The organism is Mesorhizobium onobrychidis, assembly GCF_024707545.1.
In the GTDB taxonomy this organism is placed as follows: domain Bacteria; phylum Pseudomonadota; class Alphaproteobacteria; order Rhizobiales; family Rhizobiaceae; genus Mesorhizobium; species Mesorhizobium onobrychidis.
The window spans coordinates 1,222,018-1,244,402 of the sequence record NZ_CP062229.1; the positions used below are offsets into that span (position 1 = coordinate 1,222,018).

General features: G+C 62.5%; 27 protein-coding genes and 1 pseudogene. 10 read left to right on the forward strand and 18 right to left on the reverse strand.

All coding sequences use genetic code 11. From position 1 onward, the window contains the following. Window positions 1–29 precede the first annotated feature (29 nt). From IHQ72_RS05860 to IHQ72_RS05870, 3 genes are read right to left on the reverse strand one after another with little or no spacing between them, the layout of a single operon-like run. Window positions 30–497 (reverse strand): SRPBCC family protein, encoded by a 468-nt coding sequence (locus IHQ72_RS05860; RefSeq protein WP_258121578.1) that lies wholly within the window; start codon window positions 495–497, stop codon window positions 30–32. A gap of 28 nt (window positions 498–525) precedes the next feature. Beyond that, window positions 526–888: a VOC family protein gene (locus IHQ72_RS05865; RefSeq protein ID WP_258121579.1), complete on the reverse strand. Its 363-nt coding sequence runs from the start codon at window positions 886–888 to the stop codon at window positions 526–528. Between the two features lie 14 nt (window positions 889–902). Then, window positions 903–1,385, reverse strand: a complete 483-nt coding sequence (locus IHQ72_RS05870) for an SRPBCC domain-containing protein (RefSeq protein ID WP_258121580.1) — start codon at window positions 1,383–1,385, stop codon at window positions 903–905. 51 nt (window positions 1,386–1,436) lie between these two features. Here IHQ72_RS05870 and IHQ72_RS05875 point away from each other — a divergent pair, with 51 nt between their 5' ends. From IHQ72_RS05875 to IHQ72_RS05885, 3 genes are all read left to right on the forward strand, one after another. Next, the gene (locus IHQ72_RS05875) at window positions 1,437–1,760 is read left to right on the forward strand and encodes an ArsR/SmtB family transcription factor (RefSeq protein ID WP_192360008.1); all 324 of its coding nucleotides are present in this window, start codon (window positions 1,437–1,439) and stop codon (window positions 1,758–1,760) included. Between the two features lie 221 nt (window positions 1,761–1,981). After that, window positions 1,982–2,731: a YebC/PmpR family DNA-binding transcriptional regulator gene (locus IHQ72_RS05880; RefSeq protein ID WP_023800014.1), complete on the forward strand. Its 750-nt coding sequence runs from the start codon at window positions 1,982–1,984 to the stop codon at window positions 2,729–2,731. A 38-nt stretch (window positions 2,732–2,769) separates the two neighbouring features. Further along, complete coding sequence (locus IHQ72_RS05885; protein ID WP_258121581.1) at window positions 2,770–3,084, forward strand: Rdx family protein; 315 nt, start codon at window positions 2,770–2,772, stop codon at window positions 3,082–3,084. Between the two features lie 25 nt (window positions 3,085–3,109). Here IHQ72_RS05885 and IHQ72_RS05890 read toward each other — a convergent pair whose 3' ends face one another. Together IHQ72_RS05890 and IHQ72_RS05895 are read right to left on the reverse strand one after the other, a co-directional pair. After that, on the reverse strand, window positions 3,110–3,592 hold the full coding sequence (locus IHQ72_RS05890; RefSeq protein ID WP_258121582.1) for an anthrone oxygenase family protein: 483 nt from the start codon (window positions 3,590–3,592) through the stop codon (window positions 3,110–3,112). A gap of 1 nt (window position 3,593) precedes the next feature. After that, window positions 3,594–4,427: an NAD(P)H-binding protein gene (locus IHQ72_RS05895; RefSeq protein ID WP_258121583.1), complete on the reverse strand. Its 834-nt coding sequence runs from the start codon at window positions 4,425–4,427 to the stop codon at window positions 3,594–3,596. Between the two features lie 113 nt (window positions 4,428–4,540). On the opposite strand from IHQ72_RS05895, the gene IHQ72_RS05900 reads away from it, so the two are divergent. Beyond that, entirely contained in the window at window positions 4,541–5,176 is a 636-nt protein-coding gene (locus IHQ72_RS05900) for a TetR/AcrR family transcriptional regulator (RefSeq protein WP_258121584.1), read from the forward strand. A gap of 68 nt (window positions 5,177–5,244) precedes the next feature. On the opposite strand, the gene rpmE is transcribed toward IHQ72_RS05900, so the two are convergent. Then, the gene (gene rpmE, locus IHQ72_RS05905; RefSeq protein ID WP_006327661.1) at window positions 5,245–5,466 is read right to left on the reverse strand and encodes a 50S ribosomal protein L31; all 222 of its coding nucleotides are present in this window, start codon (window positions 5,464–5,466) and stop codon (window positions 5,245–5,247) included. On the opposite strand from rpmE, the gene IHQ72_RS05910 reads away from it, so the two are divergent. Continuing rightward, complete coding sequence (locus IHQ72_RS05910) at window positions 5,449–5,637, forward strand: hypothetical protein (RefSeq protein ID WP_258121585.1); 189 nt, start codon at window positions 5,449–5,451, stop codon at window positions 5,635–5,637. The two genes, rpmE and IHQ72_RS05910, sit on opposite strands and share 18 nt — an antisense overlap. 33 nt (window positions 5,638–5,670) lie before the next feature. Next, window positions 5,671–7,473, forward strand: a complete 1,803-nt coding sequence (locus tag IHQ72_RS05915; protein ID WP_258121586.1) for an ABC transporter transmembrane domain-containing protein — start codon at window positions 5,671–5,673, stop codon at window positions 7,471–7,473. Window positions 7,474–7,488: 15 nt separating this feature from the next. Here the strand turns inward: IHQ72_RS05915 and IHQ72_RS05920 are convergent, their stop codons facing one another. Beyond that, entirely contained in the window at window positions 7,489–9,393 is a 1,905-nt protein-coding gene (locus IHQ72_RS05920) for a DUF3857 domain-containing protein (RefSeq protein WP_258121587.1), read from the reverse strand. A gap of 265 nt (window positions 9,394–9,658) precedes the next feature. After that, window positions 9,659–11,143, reverse strand: a complete 1,485-nt coding sequence (locus IHQ72_RS05925; RefSeq protein ID WP_258121588.1) for a carboxypeptidase M32 — start codon at window positions 11,141–11,143, stop codon at window positions 9,659–9,661. A gap of 186 nt (window positions 11,144–11,329) precedes the next feature. Between IHQ72_RS05925 and IHQ72_RS05930 the strand changes: the two genes are divergently transcribed. After that, a complete protein-coding gene (locus tag IHQ72_RS05930) occupies window positions 11,330–11,683 on the forward strand; it encodes a DUF1304 domain-containing protein (protein WP_258121589.1) in 354 nt (117 codons plus the stop codon). Between the two features lie 134 nt (window positions 11,684–11,817). Here the strand turns inward: IHQ72_RS05930 and IHQ72_RS05935 are convergent, their stop codons facing one another. From IHQ72_RS05935 to IHQ72_RS05975, 9 genes are all read right to left on the reverse strand, one after another. Then, window positions 11,818–12,231, reverse strand: a complete 414-nt coding sequence (locus IHQ72_RS05935) for a hypothetical protein (protein WP_258121590.1) — start codon at window positions 12,229–12,231, stop codon at window positions 11,818–11,820. A gap of 234 nt (window positions 12,232–12,465) precedes the next feature. After that, a complete protein-coding gene (locus IHQ72_RS05940; RefSeq protein WP_258121591.1) occupies window positions 12,466–13,497 on the reverse strand; it encodes a peptidoglycan -binding protein in 1,032 nt (343 codons plus the stop codon). A gap of 1 nt (window position 13,498) precedes the next feature. Further along, window positions 13,499–14,524, reverse strand: coding sequence for a MotA/TolQ/ExbB proton channel family protein (locus IHQ72_RS05945; protein ID WP_258121592.1), 1,026 nt, complete (start codon window positions 14,522–14,524; stop codon window positions 13,499–13,501). 112 nt (window positions 14,525–14,636) lie between these two features. After that, window positions 14,637–15,326, reverse strand: coding sequence for a PAQR family membrane homeostasis protein TrhA (gene trhA / locus IHQ72_RS05950; RefSeq protein ID WP_258121593.1), 690 nt, complete (start codon window positions 15,324–15,326; stop codon window positions 14,637–14,639). 103 nt (window positions 15,327–15,429) lie between these two features. Further along, complete coding sequence (locus tag IHQ72_RS05955; protein WP_258121594.1) at window positions 15,430–16,230, reverse strand: inositol monophosphatase family protein; 801 nt, start codon at window positions 16,228–16,230, stop codon at window positions 15,430–15,432. Window positions 16,231–16,271: 41 nt separating this feature from the next. Next, on the reverse strand, window positions 16,272–16,838 hold the full coding sequence (gene efp / locus IHQ72_RS05960; RefSeq protein WP_258121595.1) for an elongation factor P: 567 nt from the start codon (window positions 16,836–16,838) through the stop codon (window positions 16,272–16,274). Window positions 16,839–17,007: 169 nt separating this feature from the next. After that, complete coding sequence (locus IHQ72_RS05965) at window positions 17,008–17,994, reverse strand: tetratricopeptide repeat protein (RefSeq protein WP_258123743.1); 987 nt, start codon at window positions 17,992–17,994, stop codon at window positions 17,008–17,010. Between the two features lie 46 nt (window positions 17,995–18,040). Next, window positions 18,041–18,688 carry a thiamine phosphate synthase gene (locus IHQ72_RS05970; RefSeq protein ID WP_258121596.1) on the reverse strand — a complete coding sequence of 216 codons (648 nt, stop codon included), beginning with the start codon at window positions 18,686–18,688 and terminating at the stop codon, window positions 18,041–18,043. 131 nt (window positions 18,689–18,819) lie between these two features. Continuing rightward, on the reverse strand, window positions 18,820–19,749 hold the full coding sequence (locus IHQ72_RS05975) for a DMT family transporter (RefSeq protein ID WP_258121597.1): 930 nt from the start codon (window positions 19,747–19,749) through the stop codon (window positions 18,820–18,822). 134 nt (window positions 19,750–19,883) lie between these two features. Between IHQ72_RS05975 and IHQ72_RS05980 the strand changes: the two genes are divergently transcribed. Further along, entirely contained in the window at window positions 19,884–20,342 is a 459-nt protein-coding gene (locus IHQ72_RS05980) for an Lrp/AsnC family transcriptional regulator (protein WP_095495387.1), read from the forward strand. Window positions 20,343–20,454: 112 nt separating this feature from the next. Continuing rightward, window positions 20,455–20,897: pseudogene (locus tag IHQ72_RS05985) on the forward strand (TSUP family transporter). A gap of 159 nt (window positions 20,898–21,056) precedes the next feature. Here the strand turns inward: IHQ72_RS05985 and IHQ72_RS05990 are convergent. Continuing rightward, window positions 21,057–21,608: a DUF2269 family protein gene (locus tag IHQ72_RS05990; protein ID WP_258121598.1), complete on the reverse strand. Its 552-nt coding sequence runs from the start codon at window positions 21,606–21,608 to the stop codon at window positions 21,057–21,059. Between the two features lie 348 nt (window positions 21,609–21,956). Here IHQ72_RS05990 and IHQ72_RS05995 point away from each other — a divergent pair, with 348 nt between their 5' ends. Then, a complete protein-coding gene (locus IHQ72_RS05995) occupies window positions 21,957–22,361 on the forward strand; it encodes a heme-copper oxidase family protein (protein WP_258121599.1) in 405 nt (134 codons plus the stop codon). The last annotated feature ends 24 nt before the right edge of the window (window positions 22,362–22,385 follow it).

The window sequence follows — 22,385 nt, forward strand, 5'->3', positions numbered from 1 at the left end:
GCGCGTCGGTTTACTGAAGCCGATGTGTTTTAACTTGCCGGCACACCTTTCGGATGACGGTCGCCGATCAGGCCAAGCGTCAGGCCTTGCTCCAGCCACGCTTTGGCGCCGGCGAGCACGAGCGTGAAGCCATCAGTCGAGCCGATCGCCTGCTTGACCTGTTCATTGGGGCTGCCGGCAAAACCGAAATTGCGAACCTCGACAAAGGTCGTGCCGCCCGGCATCTCGGTAAAAGTCCAGGCCACCGTGGTCGGCGGATCGCTCCATTGCATGACGATCTTTTCGTTCCTGACGATCTCGCTGACCGTGACCGGCGTCGAGACGCCATACATGCGCCACTCCCAGCGAACCTCCTTGCCGCTGTCCAGCCTGTCGCTGCCATAAGTGAACCAGAATTTCGGCGTGATCGCCGGATCGACGATGGCTTCGAACACTTCTGCGACCGGCCGCCGGATCAGCATGCCGGCTTCGGCGACCGGTTTCTCACGGGTTTCCATATCGTCCTCCTTTCCGAACAGGCTTCTGTCACCAGGCGTCGGGTTCGCGCACCAGGTGAATGATGTTGGCCGGATTGGTGATCCAGCCGCCACGAAAACCCTCGCCGAGCGCCTCGATGGCGTCGCAGCGCACGACGCCGGCCTTGGCGAGATGATCGGCGGCGGCCGGAAAATCATCGGTGAACAGCTCCAGCCAGACCTCGGCCTGGCTCAGCATCGGCGCCTCGTCGATCCACAGGCGATTGGGACCGAGTTCGAAACCAACAGCCGGCGCCTTGGCCGTGAACGGCTTCAGGCCGACGACATCGCGGTAGAAGGCGATCGTCTCCTGGTATTGGTGTGGCGGCACCTTCATGGCGATGTTGATGCCGCCGTTGATCTTCGCAGCCATTCTTTCCTCCGTCTTCAGATATTGTCTTCGGTCGCGGGTTCACCCTTCATCTCGCTGCGATAGTAGCCGTCGCGCAAATTGATGCCGTATTCGACATAGGCCTTCATGCAGGCCAGCATCTGCGACCAGCCCTCGCAATTGAGGTAAGACTTCTTCAGGCCGACCGCGTCCTCGTGCCAGCCGGTCTCGGCGATGGTGACGAAGGTGCCACCATCGTCCAGCGGCTCGAAATTCATCTCGATGCGCGTCTTGTAAGCCGGCTTGCCGTCGGCGTCAGTTGCGTCCCAGCGCAGCACGATGCGGCTGTCTTTCTCCACCTCATCGACCTCGACCGGGACCTTGCCCCACCAGACGACCCCAGTGCCGGCCACCAGAGGCGCGCTGGCGCCGCCGATGGTGGTGAAATAGCCGCTGAGCTTCGTCGGATTGACGACCGCGTCGAAGACTTCGGCGACCGGTTTGCCGATGCGGCCAGAAACCCTGAATCCAAGAGACATATCCACAGCTCCTTTCTTGATCGGATCGGTATTATGTTATAAAAATATAACATGTCAAGCAAAGCGCAGGACGACAATGTTTTCAAGGCGCTGGCGCATCCGCGCCGGCGTGCGCTGCTGGACGAGCTGAAGGACGCGCCGCGGACCACCGGCATGCTGTGCGATGCCTTTCCCGACATGGACCGCTGCACCGTCATGCTGCATCTGAAAGTGCTGGAGGAAGCCGACCTGGTGGTGGCGCGGCGCGAGGGGCGCGAACGCTGGAACCATCTCAATGCGCTGCCGATCAAGCAGATCCACGACCGCTGGATCAGCCAGTACGCCACGCATGCGATCAGCATTCTCGACCAGCTGAAATCCGATCTGGAGGGGTGAAATGGCCGCAGGAATGCAGCTGGCGGGTACGTTGCCGCACCACCCTTACGGCGCGGCTGGACGAATTGAGCCGATTTATCTATAAGCCGGCCATTCCGACATAGAGCGCCGTACGTCCATCCGGACGCACCAGGGACGTTCTGCAATTTTGAATTCGAGCATTTTGGCAAAAGGCGAGGTCTCGCTGCAGGATGCTCTGCCAAGAAGACGACAGGAGTGCCATGGCTGGCCATTCACAGTTCAAGAACATCATGCACCGCAAGGGCCGCCAGGACGCGGTGCGGTCGAAAATGTTTTCCAAGCTGGCGCGCGAAATAACCGTCGCCGCCAAAAGCGGCACGCCGGATCCGTCGATGAACCCGCGCCTGCGTCTTGCCGTGCAGAACGCCAAAGCGGTGTCGATGCCGAAGGACAACATCCAGCGCGCCATCAACAAGGCGTCGATGGGCGACGCCGAGACTTACGAAGCCGTGCGCTACGAAGGCTACGGGCCAGGCGGCGTTGCGCTGATCGTCGAGGCGCTGACCGACAACCGCAACCGCTCGGCGTCGAATGTGCGTGCCGCCTTCACCAAAGCCGGTGGGGCGATGGGCGAAACCGGCTCGGTGTCGTTCATGTGGGACCGTGTCGGCGAGATCTTCTATCCGGCGTCGGTTGGCAGTGCCGAGAAGGTCATGGACGCGGCGATCGAGGCCGGGGCCGACGACGTCCAGTCGGACGAGGAAGGCCACACGATCTATTGCGCCTTCGAGAATCTGGGTGAGGTGTCGAAGGCGCTGGAAGGCGCGCTCGGCGAGGCTGAATCCGTGAAGCCGATCTGGAAGCCACAAACCAACATTGCGGTCGACGAGGAGCGGGCACAGTCGCTGATGAAGCTGGTCGCGACGCTCGAGGACGATGACGACGTGCAGAGCGTCTACGCCAATTTCGAGGTCGACGACGAGACCATGGCGAAGCTCAGCGCCGCATGAGCGGAGGTCAACTAGGGGCGAGCGGAGCTCAGCCAGACATGACTGAACAAGCGCTGCTGCCCCGCGTCCGCATCACTTATTGCACGCAGTGCCAGTGGCTGCTGCGGGCCGGCTGGATGGCGCAGGAGCTGCTGTCGACCTTCGGAACATATCTGGGCGAGGTGACGCTGGTGCCCGGCACCGGCGGCATTTTCACCATTTCCTGCAACGACACGCTGGTCTGGGACCGCAAGCGCGACGGCGGCTTTCCCGATGCCGCGAGGCTCAAGCAACTGGTTCGCGACGTGATCGATCCGGACCGCGATCTCGGTCATGCCGATCGTAAGGGCCATAAGTCAGAAGACCCTGCCTGACGCAAGGTCTTTTGCATTTCTGCCCTCATTCACCCCACGCCACGATGAAGCAGCCCAGCGCCACGATGGCGGTGATGGTGCGGACGTGGTTCCACATCACCCAGTCCCTGAGATAGGTGGTCCACACGGCGGCGCCGTTGGCGCTGGCAGGATCGACGGCGGCCAGAGCGTTGTTGAGCGGCACGTTGAAAATCATCGTCACGATCAGGTCGCCGACGAGATAGATCAGGGCGCCGGCGAGAAGCCAGAACGAACCCGGCTGGTTCCAGCCGAGAATGGCGCCGACGGCGAGGACTAGGCAGACCAGCCCGGTGCCGAAAAGCGCGGTCATGAACATCGGCGTCACCGCAGTGACGTTGATCGAATTCATGGCGGCGATGCCGCCCGCGGCCGGCATGCGGGCGAGGCCCGGCATGACGAAGCTGGAAAAGGCGAAGAAGACACCAGCGACGACGCCCGAGCCGAGCGCGGCGACGAAGGTTAGGGTGGGAAACAGTTTCATGATCACGTCAGTCACTCCAGATGCCCGTAGCGGCGGTTTCGGTTGCGTAGGCGGAGAAGTCCCTTGGCGCTCGGCCGAGCACGCGCTCGACGCCGTCGGCCAACGCCTCGTTGCGGCCGTCGAGCACCTCGGTGAACAGTTCGTTGAGCAGCCAGGCAAACTCGGCCGGCAGCTCGTGCGCGGCGATTGCAGCGGCGAACTCGGCATGGGAAATCTGCTTGAAGCCGATGTTGCGGCCAGCTGCCTTGCCGATCTCGGCGATCGCGTCGGCGAAACTCAGCAGCCTTGGTCCAGTCAGCTCGTACAGCTGGCCGACATGCCCCTGTTGGGTAAGCGCGGTCACGGCGGCGTCGGCGATGTCGTCGGCATCGACAAACGGTTCTCCGACATTGCCGACCGGCAAAGCCACCTCACCGGCGAGCAGCGGATCGAGAAAAAAACTCTCGCTGAAGTTCTGGGAAAACCAGGCGCAGCGCAGGATCGTCCAGTCGGCGCCGGAGGCCTTCAACATCTCTTCGGCGCGCTGGGCTTCCGTTTCGCCGCGCCCCGACAGCAGCACCAGCCGTGTGATACCGTTTTGCACGGCAAGGTTGGCGAAGGCGCCGACCGCTTCGGCCGCACCGGGCACGGAAAGATCGGGATAGTAGCTGATATACACGGCGCCCACACCTTGCATTGCCGGGCCCCAGGTCGCGTTGTCTTCCCAGTCGAAAGATGGCGTGCCGGAACGGGAGCCGATCCGCACCGGCAGGCCGCGCGCTGTCAGTCGCTCGGCGAGGCGGCGGCCGATCTTGCCAGTGCCGCCGAGGATCAAAGTCGGTTTCCCTATCGTGTCGCTCATTTCGGTTTCCCTTCGGTTAAAAATATGAGCAATCCTCACATTTGCAAAATGTGATAAACCCTCGTATTTTGTGAGTCAAGCTAATTTGTTGACCAAATGTTTAGGAGACGATCATGGAAAGCCCCACTGCGCCGGCTACCGAGCAGACCGCATCGCCGCGCCGGGCGCCAAGCCAGCAACGCAGCCGCGAGCGGGTCGAGCGGATGCTGGCCGCCGCCTCTGCGCTGATCGCCGAGCAAGGCAGCGATGCCATGCGCATGGGCGAAGTGGCGGAACGGGCGAGCGTGTCGATCGGTTCGCTCTACCAGTTCTTCCCGGACAAGCGGGCGATCGTCTGGGCGCTGGCCGAGCGCTACACCGCTGAAAGCCAGGCTTGCATCGCGGCAGCACTTGCCGAGGTTAGCGACGCGGAAGGGCTGCGGCGGGCGTTTTCCGAGCTGGTGGATATCTATTACGGGCTGTTCCTGGCGGAGCCGGTGATGCGCGACATCTGGTCGGGTACACAAGCCGACAAGGCGCTGCGCGAACTCGAGCTTGCGGACAGCCGGGCCAATGCCGAATTCCTCACGGCGGTGCTGAAGCGGCTGCGGCCTGCCGCCGATCCGGCGGCGCTGGAAACGACGGCGCTTCTCATCTGGCAGATGGGCGAGGCCACCATGCGGCTGGCGATCTCGGTCGGACGGCAAGAAGGCGACGACCTGGTCGCCGCCTACAAGCGCATGGCGCTGCGCGAACTGGTCGGCGAATAGGGCCGCATTTGCTAACAAAAAAACCCGCCACGAGGGCGGGTTCTTCTGATCCGAAAAAGGCCTGCGGCTTAGAGGCCGAAACCTTCGAAACGCTTCTTGAACTTCGACAGGCGGCCGCCGCGGTCGAGCAGGGTCTGCTGGCCGCCGGTCCAGGCCGGATGGGTGGTCGGGTCGATGTCGAGGTTCATCGTATCGCCTTCCTTGCCCCAGGTCGAACGGGTCATGTATTCGGTGCCGTCGGTCATGACGACCTTGATGGTGTGGTAGTCGGGATGGATGTCGGTCTTCATTGTGCTATTCCTGGTTCGCCGGCGCTGCTGACGGGCATAAAGCCTGCGTCGATGCGCCCCTTTTTAAAACTCGAAGCCGCAGCTATTGAGGAGCCACGGCTTTTAAAAACGGTCGGCGAGCCTATACATCAGCCGGAATTGAATCACAAGGCCGCGGCAAGCGCATATTGAGGCGCATGCCCAGAAGAGCCAGAGGAAACGGTCATGGCGCACACCAGCGGCGATGCAGACGAGCGTAGGCGCTCGCTCAAGCCGCTGCGACGCCTGTTCCCCTACATCACCCGCTACCGGAAAATGGTCATTGGCGCGGTCGTCTCGCTGACCGTCGCGGCGGCGACGACGCTGGCGCTGCCGCTCGCCGTACGACGGATGATCGATCACGGCTTTTCCGCTTCCAATTCCAGTTTCATCGCCGAGTACTTCGCCATGCTGGTGGTGATGGCTGCCTTGCTCGCTGCGGCGTCAGCCAGCCGCTACTATTTCGTCATCACGCTGGGCGAGCGCGTCGTCGCCGACATCCGCAGCGACGTGTTCCGCCATGTCACGACGCTGTCGCCGTCCTTCTTCGATACCGCCCAGTCGGGCGAGATCGTCTCGCGGCTGGCCGCCGACACGACACAGGTGAAGTCGGCGGTCGGCGCCACCGCATCGGTGGCGCTGCGCAACGTCATCCTGGGTCTCGGCGCCGTGGCGATGATGGTCTTCACCAGCCCGAAGCTGTCGGGTCTTGTCATCGCCGCCATCCCGGTGATCGTGCTGCCGCTGGTCGCCTTCGGCCGCTCGGTGCGGCGCAAATCGCGGCTGGCGCAGGACACGCTGGCCGACGCCACGGCCTATGCCAGCGAGCAGATCGGCGCGGTGCGCACGCTGCAGGCCTTCACCAACGAGAAGCTGGTCACCGGGCATTTTTCATCTGCCGTGGAAGCCGCGTTCGAGGCGGCGCGATCCTCGATCTTTGCCCGCTCCTTCCTCACCTTCTTCGCCATCTTCATGATCTTTTCCTCGGTGGTGGCGGTGCTGTGGTTCGGTTCGCGCGACGTGCTCGACGGCACGCTGTCGCCGGGCACTCTCGGCCAGTTCCTGCTCTATTCGGTGTTCGCCGCCGGCGCACTCGGCGCGCTGTCGGAAGTGTGGGGCGAGCTTTCCCAGGCGGCGGGTGCTGCCGAACGGCTGACCGAGATCCTGGCCGAGAAGCCCGCGATCCAGGCCCCAGCGCATCCGAAACCGCTGCCGGCGACGGCCAGAGGCGCAATAAGTTTCGACGATGTGTCCTTCTCCTATCCCGCTGGGCCCGACCGCGCCGCCGTCCACGGTCTGAGCTTCCAGGTTAAGCCCGGCGAGACGGTGGCGATCGTCGGCCCGTCGGGCGCCGGCAAGAGCACCGTCTTTTCGCTGCTTCTGCGCTTCTACGACCCCGAGATCGGCAAGATCATGATCGACGGCGTCAACGTGCGCGAGGCCGACCCCGTCGCCATACGAGAGCGCATCGCCATTGTGCCGCAGGATGTCACCATCTTCGCGGCCAGCGCGCGTGACAATATCGGCTTCGGCCGTCCGGACGCCAGCGACGCCGAGATCGAGGCGGCGGCCAAGGATGCGCTTGCCGACGAGTTCATCCTGAAGCTCGAGAAAGGCTATGCCAGCCAGGTCGGCGAGCGCGGCGTGACGCTGTCCGGCGGCCAGCGCCAGCGCGTGGCGATTGCCCGCGCGATTCTGCGCGACGCACCGATCCTACTGCTCGACGAGGCGACCTCGGCACTCGACGCCGAAAGCGAAACGCTGGTGCAGACGGCGCTGGAGCGGCTGATGCAGGGCCGCACCACCATCGTCATCGCCCACCGGCTGGCGACGGTGCTGAAGGCCGACCGGATCCTGGTCATGGATGACGGCTGCATCGTCGAGGAAGGCACCCACCAGAGCCTCGTTGGCAAGGGCGGCATCTATGCGCGGCTGGCCAAGCTGCAGTTCGAAACCGGGGCGAATGCTTTCAAGGGTGCCGCGGAGTAGGCCTTTCCACTGGCGTCAGTTCGCTTCGGCGTCCGAATAGGCGAAATTGTAGTTCCAAGCCGAGTTGTCGTTGATCTTCCTGAGGGATTTCAAATAGGGGCCGATGCTCTTGGCGGGAACCTGACCGTTGATGGTCTTGAGAAACCAGTCGACCTGAAATTCGGTGGAGGTGCTCGTCCAACGAGCCTTGAATGCAACGTAGGGCGTAATCACGTCGTCATTGTCCTCGGGGCCTACGAAGTGGGCCTTCAGATTTCTGACCGTGCACCGGTGTCGTCGAAAGATCGGGCTGCCTAGCCAGATTGGCGCGCTCCTTTCGAGGAGGTCGGGCTCCGGCAGATATCTGATGCCGACATCCGATTTCAGAGCAAATTCCTTGGCGAGGTTATCGGCGTCGAGATCGTCTGCCGACAGATCGTAGGATTCGGTTACCGACACCAGATTCTTGTCGCGGCTGTCGTTCGTCACCAACGGCCCCAGGCTTTTCATTCCGGGATACTGGCGATTGTAATATTTGAGATAGTCGTCCGCGATCTTTGCCGCCGATTGCGAGACAAGCTTATAGCGCATGCTATCGGCATCCGCGCCCCAATAGGTCGTGGTAACCGTCAGTTTGAGCGGCTCGCCTTTGCGTTTGGGAAAATCGAATACCTCGTTCACAAAGGTGGTCGGCTGGTAGAGCTCGTTTCGGTCTATCTTTTCCATCGCCGCGTTGTCGGCGACGATGGGCAGCGCAAAGCCGTAGTCGGGCGGTACAAGATTATCTGCCCTGCCTCCCTGCAGGTAGTTGGTCGCGTCGATCCAGAACGTCTGGCTGTCGATGACGACCTTTACGATGATGTGGTCAAACGCCCTTATCGTCGGAAGTATCGTGGCGAGAGCAAGCCCTTCATCAAGATCCGTGAGAGCCACGTCCGCCTGGATTCCCAGTCGCCGCAGGCTGGAGGCGAGAAGCAGCGCCTTGTCCTTGCAATCGCCGAAACCGCTTGCCACCACTGTCGTCGGGCTGCGCGGGATGTAGGAACCACGGCCCATGGACAGGCTGACATAGCGGATGTTGTCCTGGACCAACCGCATTGCCTCGATCATCCTGTCTTCGGGCGCATTGTACTTGGCGGCAATGGCATCGAGCTTCGATGCGAACTCTGCCGGCAGCTCCTGGTCCAGCCGATAATATGGAAGAACCGTGTCGACGATATCTTGCCATTTCGATGTCGAGGAGATTTCGATGGATGGATATGTGCGAAAGTCCGGCGGCAGATATTCCTGCGATTTCACGGGAGTCGGGTTGGCGCTTTGCCAAAGATAGGTAGTCGTTTCTCCGGTAGACTCGACACCCGGGCGCATGTCCGTCCTGACCTGTCGGAAATTCAGGGGCTGCACCGTTGGCCACGTCACTCTTTCGCGGATCAGAGCGATTGGTTCGTCCCAAGCCACGGCAAAGGAATGGAAAAGAAGATCCGTGCCGATGATCGGAGTCCTGACCGTGGTCTTGCCATAGTCGACGATGTCTCCGACCCGGACATCGTTGATGTTCACGTAAGCGGTAAGCCAACCATCGAAGAGGCCCTTCTCCGCATCCCTCTCGCGCCGAAACACGTCGAACTCAGCATCGGAAAGGTGCTTGATCACCACGCCGTCACGAATGATGTCGATCCAGTTCACGGTGACCTCGGACGTCGCAGGATCGAATTCAAAACTTATGGCAGCGCCGCGTTCCAGGCCAGTGCGGTCGACGATCTTGTAGGCATAGCGGTCGAAGATCTCCAATCCTCCGGGGCGCTTCCGGATCTGAAAATCCGACAGCAGGTTGGATATGCCGTTCTTGATCTGGCTGTCGAATTGTGGATCGGCCATGGGAAGCGCGACTTGCTCGATCCAGTTGCCAAGGCTGCCCTTGTGCACGTTCGTACCGGCCATGGCCGGCCAGCAGACCGTGCAAATGACGATCAATACTGTGAGTCTTGCCAATAGTCTGGCGACCACTGTTGTCGCCGCCTGAAAGTGCCCTGCCCGCCCCATACCCCTGTACGCCCCGCCAGATTACAGTCGAACACCATTAGTGATAGAAAAGTAAATTGCGTCCTGCAAGGCAGGGTGGCTCGGCTGGGACCGAGAACGGCGGATCATGCGGTGTCTTTGAGAACAATGATCGGTCAGGCGGGATGGGTCGGAGGATGCGGCCCTAGGCGCCATACCGCTTTTTCAGGTGATCGGTGAAATGCGCGGCGTTCAGTTTCTCGCCGGTGGCGCGTTCGAGCAGTTCGGGCGTCGACCAGCGCGAGCCTTGCGACCAGATCCTGTCACGGCGCCAGTCGTTGATCGCCGCGAAATTTCCCTTGGCGAGGTCTTCGTCGGCGGAGGGATGATCTCTGGTCAGCGCCGCCCATTGCTGCGCCGCCATCATGGCGCCTAGCGTGTAGGAGGGGAAATAGCCGAAGGCGGCACCCGGCCAGTGCACGTCCTGCATCGGCCCGTCGGCGGGGTTGTCGATGGTCGACAGGCCGAGATAATCGCGCATCTTGGCGTCCCAGGCCTCGGGCAGGTCGGCGGCCTCCAGCCGTCCCGAGACAAGCTCCTGCTCCAGCTCGTAGCGCAGGATGACATGCAGCGGATAGGTGACCTCGTCGGCGTCGACGCGGATCAGGCCGCGCTCGACCCGATGCACATGCGGCAGAATGTCGTCGATCGACCAGATCTCGCCGAGGTGCCGTTCGACCACAGGCAGCGCCCAGCGCCAGAATTCGGGATTGCGGCCGATCTGCTTTTCGACGAACAGGCTCTGGCTTTCATGCACGGCCATGCCGCGCGCCTTGCCGAGCGGCCAGTGCGCCCACGCCTTCGGCAGGTTCTGTTCGTAAAGCGCATGGCCGGTCTCGTGCAGCACGCCCATCAGCGCCGACAGGAAATCGGAGGTCCTGTAGCGGGTGGTGATGCGCACGTCGCTCGGCACGCCGCCGCAGAACGGATGATGCGATACCGACAGCGAGCCGTGGGTGAGGTCGAAGCCGACCGCCGCCATCATGGCGAGGCCAAGCTCGCGCTGCTTTTCGATCGCATAGCTGCCCGAAAGCGGCTTCAGCGGATGTTTCGCCAGCCGCTCTTCCTGCACGGCCAGTGCCTCCGGCACGAAATCCCTTAGGAAGGTCTTCAGCTCGGCGAAGACCGGCGTGATGTCGGCGGCGCGGTTGCCGGGATCGTATTGCTCCATCAGCGCGTCATAGGGATCGAGGCCGAGCACGTCGGCGCGAAGTGCTGCTTCCTCGCGCACCAGCGCCACGACGCCTTCGAGCGCCGGCAAAAAACCTGCCCAGTCGTTCTTTGCACGCAAGTCGCGCCACAACTGCTCGGAGCGCATGCGCGCGGTCGTTTGACGCTCGACGAATTCGACCGGCAGACAGGTCAGGTTGGTGTATTGCCGCCGGAACTCCTTGACCGCTGCCTGCTGTTCTTCGTTCAGCGTTTCCTGTTCGGCGGCTGCGATCCAGTCGGCGATCTCCGGCGCTGTCGCTCTGGCGTGATGCATGCCGGCCAGCGCCGACATCGCCTCGGCGCGCTTTTCGCCGCCGCCGACGGCCATGTGGGTCGCCTCGTCGGCGCCGAGAACGGCGAGCGCATGCTCCAGTGCTTCGAGCTTGTGGCCGAGGTCGTCGAGTTTTTGAAAGGACATGGCGGGTTCCGCTGAATCTGAACGGCGGGAAAAGATACCAATGCGTGGGCATTGGCAACCCTGAAGGCCGTCGGCGATAGGCACATTGGTCGCTAGCACGATGCACGCCGCAATGCGTCTTGCGGGAGCGGCGGCGTGCGTGATCAATATCGCGAGGCGGCGCCGTGCCGCGACGGGAGATGAAGCATGATCGCCAATGTGCTGGTCGGGTTGGTGGCGCTGATCCACCTCTACATCGTCTATCTGGAGATGGTGCTGTGGAATACGCCGCGCGGCCACAAGGCGTTCAAGCTGACGCCGGAATTCGCCAGCGCATCGAAAGTGCTTGCGGCCAATCAGGGGCTTTACAACGGCTTTCTCGCAGCCGGGCTGATCTGGGGGCTTTACCTCGGCGAGGCCGGTTTCCAGATCAAGGTGTTTTTCCTGCTCTGCGTCGCCATCGCCGGCCTCTACGGCGCGGCGACGGTCGACAGGAAAATCCTCTACATCCAGACCGCACCGGCGGCAGCTGCTCTGATCGTACTTTGGCTGGGCGCATGACCCCGAAATCGGAATCAATTTTCGGAAGGGTTCTTGAACGGATCTGCTGCGCGGGCCTTCGGTGCGGAACGGATCTTGCGCAAAAATCAAAGGATCATGCGCAAGATCGAACTGCGGCGCTGTAATGGATGGTTTCAGCCTTTTGGATAGCTTGGGCCGTAGCCGTTTGGATAATATCCGGCATCGCCGCCGCTGCCGATGAGGAAGGCGCTGCCGGTGGCAGCCCGCAGCTTCTGGCTCACATGATCGAGCTGCGCCAGCAACTGCTGATATTGCGTGGTCGGCATCGTCCCATCTCGCGCGGCCCTCTGGGCCGCCCGATCAAGGTGAGCGACCTGCGTGCGCAAGCCACGCGCCTCGTCCGGCTTGATCCTGTTGGCCTGCATCGCGGCCCGTATACCGGTATCCACGCTCTCTATCTGGTTTATCAAAGCTGTCTCACGCGGGCCGGCGTAGGCGCCAGCAAACGGAACGGTGACGAGAAGTGCGGCGAGCGTTGCAGTCGTGAGGGTTTTGGGCCTGAGGGTTTTGGGAGTGAAAGAGCGCATGGTTGCGTCTCCTTTTACTGGGGAAGGCGGCGGTTGGGACGCCGCCTTCCGGCCGTGGGCCGTCGGTTCCGTCGCGTCGCGATGGACGGTTCCACCGCCGGCGGTTCTCGGCCCCGTGGCACAACCTAGGAGCGGTTTTCGGCAAAGTGTAATCAAAAAAAGGTAATCTTTTCAGTCCTTGCCGGCTCGCACGGGCACCCTAAATCCGGGCGTTCGCCTTGAGGCCAGCCCGGATCAGCGCTCGGTCAGTTTCAGCTCGATGCGGCGGTTCTTGTTTCGCGCGTCTTCGGTGTCGGCGGGGTCGAGCGGCTGAAATTCGCCGAAGCCGGCCGCAACCAGGCGGTTGGCCGGCACGCCGTTCTCGATCAGGAACTTCACCACCGAGGTCGAGCGCGCCGTCGACAATTCCCAATTGTCGCGGTAGCGGCCGGTGCCCGATAGCGGCTTGTCGTCGGTGTGGCCGTCGACGCGCAGCACCCAGTTGATCTCCGGCGGGATCTCCTTCTGCAGGTCGATGATGGCGTCGGCGAGCTTCTTCATCTCGACCTTGCCGGCGTCGTTGATCACTTCGGAGCCTGTCGGGAAAAGCACTTCCGACTGGAAGACGAAGCGGTCGCCGACGATGCGGATGTTCTCGCGGTCGGCGAGGATTTCGCGCAGCCGGCCGAAGAAGTCGGACCGATAGCGGTTCAGCTCCTGCACCCGTTGCGCCAGCGCGACATTCAGGCGGCGGCCGAGATCGGCGATCTTGGTGTTGGACTCGCGATCGCGCGTTTCGGATACGTTGAGCGCTTCTTCGAGCGCTCCGATCTGCCTGCGCAGCGCCGCGATCTGCTGGTTGAGGATTTCGACCTGGCTCAGCGCCTGCTGACTGATCTGGCGCTGGCTGTCGAGTTCGCCCGAAAGTGCCGTGGCGCGCTGGTTGGCTGCGTCGCCGGCACCGGCGCCTTGCGCCAGCAATTGCTCGAGCCGGCTCTTTTCCGCCTCCGACGCCGACAGCGACGCCTGCAAATTGGCGAGCGAATCTTCCTTGTCCTGCGTCGTCGAGCGCTCCAGCGCCAGAAGCTGGGTCAGTTCATTGATCTGCAAATTGAGGCGATTGAGCACCGTGTCCTTGCCGGAGATTTCGCGGCCGAGCAGGAACTGCGCCAGCACGAAGACCGTGAGCAGGAACATGATCGCGAGCAGCAACGTCGACAGCGCGTCGACGAAGCCTGGCCAGTAATCGATACGGCGATCGGTACGCCGGCTCCTGGCGAGAGCCATGCTAATGGACTCCCGTCTTCTTCAGGGCGTCGGCGATCTTCTCCAGCGTATTGCGCATCGCCTTCTGCTCGTCCGATTGGGCCTCGACCCAGTCGCGCATGATCTGCTGCTCCGAGCGCATGTTCTTGACCAGGCCCGAAATGCCGTCGGCAAGGTTGGCCATGGCAGTGGCAACACGCGGATTGGCGCCGCCGCCGTTCTCCTGCATGCTGCGCAGTCTTTCCGACAGGACGCGGATCTCGTCGGAGGATTCGGCCCTGGCCGGTTCGGCGACGACGATGTCGGACGACAGGTCGGTGACCGAGGACAGCCAGTTTTCGAGCTCGGTGTAGAAGCGTGTCTGGGCGCGGCCAGCCTGCAGGTCGAGGAAGCCGAGCACCAGGGAACCGGACAGGCCAAACAGCGAGGACGAGAATGCGGTGCCCATGCCGGCGAGCGGCGCGGAAAGCCCCTGCTTCAGCGATTCGAGCACGGCGGCGGCATCGCCGCTGCCGGGATCGAGCGACTCGATGGTTTCGCGGATCGAGCCGATCGTGCCTAGCAGGCCCCAGAAAGTGCCGAGCAGGCCAAGGAACACCAGCAGCCCGACAAGATAGCGCGAGGTGTCGCGGCTTTCATCGAGGCGGGTGGCGATCGAATCGAGCATGGTGCGCATCGAGCTGGTCGAGAAGGCGATCGTCGACGAGCGGCCGATCATCGCCTTCATCGGTGCCAGCAGCACCGGCTCGGTGGTTTCGGAGCCGGCCCGAAAGGAGTTGACCCAGCGCACTTCGCGAAACAGCCGGCCGACCTGCACGAAGGCCAGCAGGATGCCGACCACAAGCACGCCGATGATCAGGCCGTTGAGACCGGGATTGGCGGCGAAGGCGCTCGAGATCTGACGGGTCAGGATGGCGGCGATGAAGGCGACGATCATCAGGAAGATGAAAATGGTCAGGAGGAAGACCTGCGGGCTCGACAGTTTGTGCGGATCGTACATCAAAACGTCGGAGCGCCTGCCTATGCCGAAGGATTTGAGAAAAGCCATCCGTGCCCCGTTTCCGATGCCGCTGCCGCAACTTCACGTTTGACGGCGACTCTAAACGCAATTGTGACCAAATTGAATGGCGCTTGGCAATATTGCCAACCGGACATCGGCGTCAGAGCCGCTTGATGACCAGGCAGTCGACCATGGCGGCCAGATGCAGGCCGGCGCCGGTGACGACAAAACCGTGCCACAGCGCATTGTGGAAGCGCAGGCCCTTCCAGGCAAAGAAGATGACGCCGCAGGAATAGACGATGCCGCCGGCAACGATCAGCACGATCGATGTCGTCGGCAATGTCTGGACAAGCGGCTCGACAAGAACGATGCCGCTCCAGCCGATGGCGAGATAGAAGACGATCGCCAGCCGGTCGAAGCGACCGGGAAGAAGCACTTTAATGGCGATCCCGATCGCTGCCGCGCTCCAAACCAGGACGATCATCGAGATGGCCAGCGGCGAGCCGTCGAGTTGGGCGATGAAAGGCGTGTAGGTCGCGGCGATCAGCAGATAGATCGCGGCATGGTCGAAGCGCCGCAATATCCACTTGGCCGGCGACACTGGCCACAGATTGTAGGCCAGCGACACCGACAGCACGGTGAGCAGCGAAACCACGTAGAAGGCGGCGGCGACATATTCGCCCGGACCGGTATGGAAGGAAGCCAGCGCCAGCAGCGCCGAACCGGCGGCAATGGCGAGCACGATGCCCACCGCATGGACGATGCCGTCGGCGATCATTTCGGCGCGCGAATAATGCCAGCGTCCCATGAAGGGGATTTCGATCTGGGTTTCGGGGCCGATGTGCGTCATGAATGATCCTGCATCCCCTTATCTGGGCGGATGCCGGACAATATTTCAAGCTTTGGTTGCGGTTTTGCGACTGCGGCGGTTCAGCGCGCCGAGTCCCTAGAGCCTAGCGCGGCATCACCGGCTTCTTGACGGTCTTCAACAGCGCACGCTGGATGATCTCGTTGCCGGCGACGACCGAACCGCCATCCAGCATGTTCTGCCCGCCGGCGTAGTCGGAGATGAACCCGCCCGCCTCGCGGATCAGCAGGATGCCGGCGGCGACGTCCCAAGCCGACAGGCCGGTTTCCCAGAACCCGTCCATGCGGCCGGCAGCGACGTAGGCGAGATCGAGCGAGGCGGAGCCGAGGCGGCGCACGCCCGAGACCTCGGCCATCACATTGCGCAGCTCGACCAGAAAATTGCCATGCTGGCCGCGCCCGAGATGCGGCACGCCGCAGCCGATCACCGCGTCGATCAGCTTGGTACGTCCGGCGACCCGCAGCCGGCGATCATTCATGAAGGCGCCGCCGCCGCGCTCGGCCGTATAGAGCTCGTCCATTGCCGGATTGTAGATGACGCCGGCGACGATCTGGCCCTGGCGCTCCAGCGCGATCGAGATGGCGAAGAGCGGAATACCGTGCAGGAAATTGGTGGTGCCGTCGAGTGGGTCGACGATCCAGCGGTGCTGGCCGTCGTCGCCTTCGATCACTCCGCGCTCCTCCATCAGGAAGGCGTATCCCGGCCGCGCCTTCGACAGCTCGGTAAAGAGGATTTCTTCGGCCTTACGGTCGGCCTGGCTGACATAGTCGCCCGGCCCCTTCATCGAGACCTGCAGGTTCTGAACTTCGCCGAAATCGCGCGACAGCGAGCGGCCGGCCTTCATGGCGGCCTGGACCATGACATTGAGGATCGCGGAACGCGCCATTGTACTTCTTCCTGCTGCGCTTCTTCCTGCTGCCGGGCGCTTTAGTCGGCGCGGCGCACGTAAGTGATTTCGTTGGTGTCGACGATGATACGTTCGCCCGAACCGATGAAGGGCGGCACCAGCACGCGGATGCCGTTTTCCAGCATCGCCGGCTTATAGGATGAGGCGGCCGTCTGACCCTTCACCACCGGATCGGCCTCGGTGATGGTCAGCGTCACCTGGTCGGGCAGTGAAATGCCGATCGGCCTTTCGTCATAGAGCTGGACCGTCACCATCATGCCGTCCTGCAGGAAGGCAGCGCGATCGCCGACGAAATCCTTTTGCAACTCAAGCTGCTCGTAGCTTTCGGTGTCCATGAACACCAGCGCGTCGCCCTGCTCGTAGAGGAAGGAGAAATCCTTCATCTCCAGCCGGATCTGTTCGACGGTTTCGGCGGAGCGGAAACGCTCATTGAGCTTGGTGCCGTTGATCAGGTTCTTCAACTCGACCTGGTTATAGGCGCCGCCCTTGCCTGGTTTGACAGCGTTGGTCCTGACCGCCACCCACAGGCCGCCGTCATGCTCGATGACGTTGCCGGGACGGATTTCGTTGCCATTGATCTTGGCCATGATGATGTGATCCGGAATGAGATTTTCGCGATGAAAGCGATTTGGCGCCTCCAAGACCACAAATCGCCAGGAGAGGCAAGGGAGTGGTTAGGAGGGGGAGTAGGCGCGGAGTCATTCCCTCGCCAGCATCCAACCCGAGCCGCTGCCAGATATTCACCGCCCGTGCGCTTTACGGAAGGCGGTTGGCCCTCTGCAGCGCCTGCTTCGTCTGGTCGTCGGTCAGGCCCTGTAGGAAATCGTCCATCTGCGGATCGATCAGCCCGGCGCGACGGGCGACGACGTACCAGGCGCCGGCAAGGATCGGATCCGGATCGGTGCCGATGCCGCCCATATAAAGCTTGGCGAGGCGGTTCTGGGCGGCGACATTGCCGCCCTCGGCGGCCTGTTTCATCCAGCCGAAGCCGGACTTCAGGTCGCGGGCGCCACCGCGTCCCTCGATCATCCAGGCGGCGAGATCGATCTGCGCCGTATCGTAGTTCTGCCGTGCTGCCTGCGCCAGCAGCCCTCGCGCCTGGACATCGTCGCGCGGCTTGCCGCCGACGCCGTTGGCATAGACCTGCGCCATCGCATATTGCGCGTCGGCAAGGCCGGTCGCGGCGGCGCGCTGATAATAGGACACCGCCTTTGCGATGCCGGCATCGCCGGGGTCCTGCTGGACCAGCAGCTGCGCGAAATTGAACTGCGCCAGACGGTTGCCGGCCTCGGCGGCGGCCTGCATCAGCGCGTAGGCCCCCTTTTCGTCCTTCCTGACGTAGCGGCCGTCGAGCAGCATCAGCGCATATTGGAACTGCGATTCCGGTATGCCCTGCTCTGCCGCAAGCGCGTACCACTTTGCCGCCTCCGCCGCGTTGACCGGCACGCCAAGACCGCGCGACAATATCTCGGCGATCAATGTCTGCGCCGCCGGATCGCCGTTCTGGGCGCGAACCAAGGCGAGGTTGTAGGCCGTCTTGTAAAGGCCGCGCTGGAAGGCGCCATAGGCAGAATCCGACGGCTTTGCACCAAAGCGGTCGGGATTGATGGCGTCGGCCGACGGCTGCGGCGCCGTGGTGGCGGGCTGCGGCAGCGGCGTGGCGATCGGCTTTTCCGTGCTTGCACCGATGTCGGGCTTGGGTTGCGGCGATGGGACGGTTTCCGCCACGGCGGCCCCCACCATGAGCGTCGCAAGCAAAGCACCGAAAAGGATTGTCCGCGCCGGCACCTCAGTCCTCGAAACGCGGCGCGGTTTCGTCGAGCAGCGCATTGGCGCTAGCGACTGCCATCTTTGGGTCGACGCCGTCGGCAAAGACGGCGCTGGACAGCGCCACGAATTCGGCGCCGGTGGCAGCCACCGCTTCCACCGAAGCGATGTCCGACCCGGCCATGACGATGCAGGGAATCTGAATCACATCTGCCCACCATTGCCCCAGAGTCAGGTTGCGTGGGTGCGGCTCCGGCTTGTTGTCGTAGCCGAAGCGGCCGAAGAAGATGTACTCGGGCCTGAGCTCGCCGAGTTCCAGCGCATCGTCGCGGGTCTTGGCGCCGCCGGTGCCGACCATCATTTTTGCCTGAAAACGTTCGATCGTCTCGGCGAGTTCGGCCTTGCCGACCTCGACATGAATGCCATCGGCCTGGACGCGGCCGGCGATGCGGGTGTCTCCGGCAATGACGACGGCAACGCCTGCCGCTTGCGCCGCCGGCACGATCTGTTCGGCGAAGGCCTGGAAGGAGGCATCGTCCATGCCGTTCTCGGGCAGGATCAGCGAGGCGACGTCGCCGCCCTCGAACGCCGCGCCGATGCGCTCAGCCGGCACGCCGGGCGGCGCGATCAGCACGATGCGGCAGCGATTTGGAGGCGTTACGTCGTTCATTGGTTTTCGATCCCGGTTTTCGCCTATGCCGGGCGAAGATGGTTGCATTGCGGCATAGAGCAAAGTGCCGGCCTTGAACAGGCGGGCGGGGCAGGATCATTGGCGCAGGATTGTCGTCCGGCGTTCCTCTCTCACTTGATTGCCTGGGGGCTCTCGGCCGGGATCTTCGATTTCCACAGCGTCCAGCCAAGATTCATGCCGCCGGCGGCGATCAGGATGGCGGCGGCGCCGACGATCTGGGCCGGATGCAGCCGGTGGCCGAAGGCGACCACATCGACCAGGATCGCAACCACGGGATAGATGAAGGACAGCGACCCCTGCAGATGCGTCGGCAGTTTCTGAATGGCGCCGTACATCAGGATGTACATCAGACCGGTATGGACGACGCCAAGCGTCGCCAGCATGCTCCAGCTCCACGCATCGGCGGGAAGCTGGGAAAGATTGGCGAAGGGTGCCAGCACGACGACGCCGACGCAGACCTGGATCAGGGCGATCAGGTGCGGCGGCGTGCCTTTGAGCTTCTTGGTGACGATGGCGGCGACAGCCCAGAAGAAAGCCGCACCCAACGCCATCGCGATGCCGGTAAAATAATCTGTGCCGACATTACCTGTATTGGGGCCTGCATCGGAGCTCGCATCAGGCGAGCCTTGCACGATCAGCAGCATGCCGGCGAAGGCGATGCCAAGCCAGGCCAGCTTCGTCATGGTCAGCCGCTCTGAGAAGAAGAGCGCGCCAAAGCCGACCAGCATGAAGGGCTGCGTGTTGTAGACTGCCGTGGCGATCGAGATCGAGGCGCGGGAAAACGAGCTGAACAGCAGCAACCAGTTGATGACGATGGCCGCGCCGCCGAGAGCGGCGATCGCCACGATGCGCAGTGACAGCCTGCCGCGCAGCAGCCCCAGGGCAGCGCAGATGATCAGCAGCGTTATCGCGCCGAAGGCGCAGCGCCAGAAGACGACGTCCATGATGGGCTCGCCCGACATGATGACGAACCATCCGATCGTGCCGAGGATCACCATTGCGGCCGTCATTTCGACCGTGCCACGCACCGTGCTGTCCATGAATATTGCCTCTCGAAACGCTGATGCTTGATAATTCCATGCCGCATCAGCGCTTTCTATAATTTGCGCCAGGTGATATGCCAGTCGTGCCTAATTAAATAAGGTGATGACGGCCTTTTCATTGGGAATGTCAAATGCTGGACGATCTGGACCGACGCCTTCTCGAAATCCTGATCAAGGATTCGCGAACCTCATTGAAGGAACTGGCCCAACAGGTAGGACTGTCGTCGCCGAGTGTCGCGGAACGCCTGCGACGGCTGGAGGATCGTGGCGTTATCAGGGCCTTCACTGTCGAGATCGACCCGCAAGCGCTCGGCTACACGCTGCAGGCGATCGTTCGCATCCGGCCTTTGCCAGGCAAGCTGCATATCGTCCAGAAGCTGATCGAGGAGATTCCGGAGTTTGGCGAATGCGACAAGGTGACGGGCGACGACTGCTTTGTTGCCCGGCTGTTCGTTCGCTCGATCGGCGATCTCGACAAGCTCCTCGACCGTATCGCCGACAAGGCCGAAACCAGCACAGCCATCATCAAGGCGCAGCCGATCCGGAGGCGCCCACCGCCGCTCGCTGCAACCGCCATCTCAAAACCGTAACAGGCCTCGGCACTCACGACGCATCGCATTGTGTGTACATTTGCAGTCGCGGCGCGAAGGTTTATCGGCTATTCCAGCGTCTACACGCTTTCCCTCCAACTGCTCCCCGCCGATGTCAGGTCTTCTCCTCGATCCCTGGTTCTATGCCGCCGCCATTCCAGCCGTCATCCTGGTCGGTCTGTCCAAGGGCGGCTTTGGCGGTGCGGTCGGTTTCGTCGGCGTCCCGCTGATGGCGCTGGCCATGTCGGCGGCCCGCCCTTCCAGGTCTATGCGCTGCCGATCCGACTTGATCCGAAAGTGCTGTCGGGCACCGCCGCAATCTTCTTTGCCGCCACCAACGCATTGAAGCTCATCCCCTATTTTGCGCTGGGACAGTTCGACACCACCAACCTGACCGCGTCGGCGGTTCTGGTACCGCTGGCGCCGCTTTCGACCATCGCCGGCGCCTGGCTGGTCCGGCGGATGCGGCCGCAACTGTTCTACCCCTTCACCTACGCAACCGTGGCGGTCGTCGCTGTCAAGCTTCTGTGGGACGGGATTGCCGGCCTTCTCTAAAGCGCGTCGCGTTTGACCGGCCTCATGCGACGCGCATTAGGTTGTTGTTTTATGCATGACGTTATCGCAAAACCGCTGCACACTTTTGCGCGACATGCATTAGATTGCCAGCCATGGAAGCTGCCGGCAGCCGAGCCGCCGTCAGCGTCACGGCAGATTTCAGGCGGCGCTCGGCACCAACCGACGCGTTCCGCCGAGGGCGAGAGCAATTCCGGTGGTCAGGACCAGCGCCATGCAGCCCAGGATGGTGACATCGTTCAGCGTCGGCTTCAGCACCATGTCGGCGATGATCACCAGCATCACCGAATAGTCGATGCGTGCAGCGTTGAGGATGCGCTGGCCCTGGGCGAGGGCCGCCGGCGTGACGCCGTCCTTGGCGATCATCCCCGCCATGCGGTCGGCGGTCGGCTTGAAGATGAACATGCCGATGCAGAAAGTCGTCGCGTAGCCGGCAAGGCCGATCAGGATCCACAGGTCGGAGAAGCCGACCCAGAACCCGCACATGATGAGGCCGAAGGCGAGCGTCAGCATCGACATCGGCGCGAAGAACCTGTTGCCCAGCTCGCCAGTGGCGCGCATGGCCTGCAGCATGCCTTCGATGTTTCCGGCGCGATCGGCGCGCACCGCAAGCACCATCAGTGTGAAGCCGCCGCCGACCCAGAGGATCGCCGAGAGGACGTGCAGAAATTTGACGATCGAGTACCAATCCATGGTTGCCTCCTTGGATGTTTGACGATCGCGAGCGGCGCACATCTGCTCCGTCTCGCTGCGAGGAGCGGGCGTTTAGCGGGGCGCCTGTTTCGGAACGATGTCGCGCGGGGGGCAGCTTTGTTTCGACGTCCTATGAGACACGGCCGTAACGGGATCGCTCAACAATTGTGCCAGCGCGTCGTGCTGTTTTCTGCTATTCTGACGGCGCCGGGGGAAGGGTCGGGCGCCATGCGGCATCGTCCAGAAACATTGCCGATGCTAATGCGCCGATGCCGGGGACCCGGTGGCGGGTCGACCGCCTGAATTCAACCCATTCCCATGACGGGAAAAGGCAAATCGGGGGATACTATGCAAAAGGTAGCACGAAATTTCTTCACGCTCGCCGTCGTCTACGCACTGTTCGGGATGGCGCTCGGCCTTCAGATGGCAATCAGCAAAGATCATGCGCAGATGCCGACCCACGCCCACATCATGGTGGCCGGATGGCTGATGTCGGCGGTGTTTGCCTTCTTCTACCATTTGTTTCCGGCAATCGGGCAAAAGACGCTCGCCACGGTCCATTTCTGGTTGACGGCAATCAGTGGCATCGGCCTGTTGATCGGCCTTTACATCATGCTTGCCGGCAACCCGGCGATCGAGCCGCTGGTGGCAATATCCTCGATGGGGTTTTACGCCGGATTGCTGCTGTTCGCCTATATCGCGCTGCCGGTGGTCTGGAAAGCCGAGCGGCTTCCTCAAGCCCAAAAGGCCTGAATATTGTGCTGTTACGGCACAGGC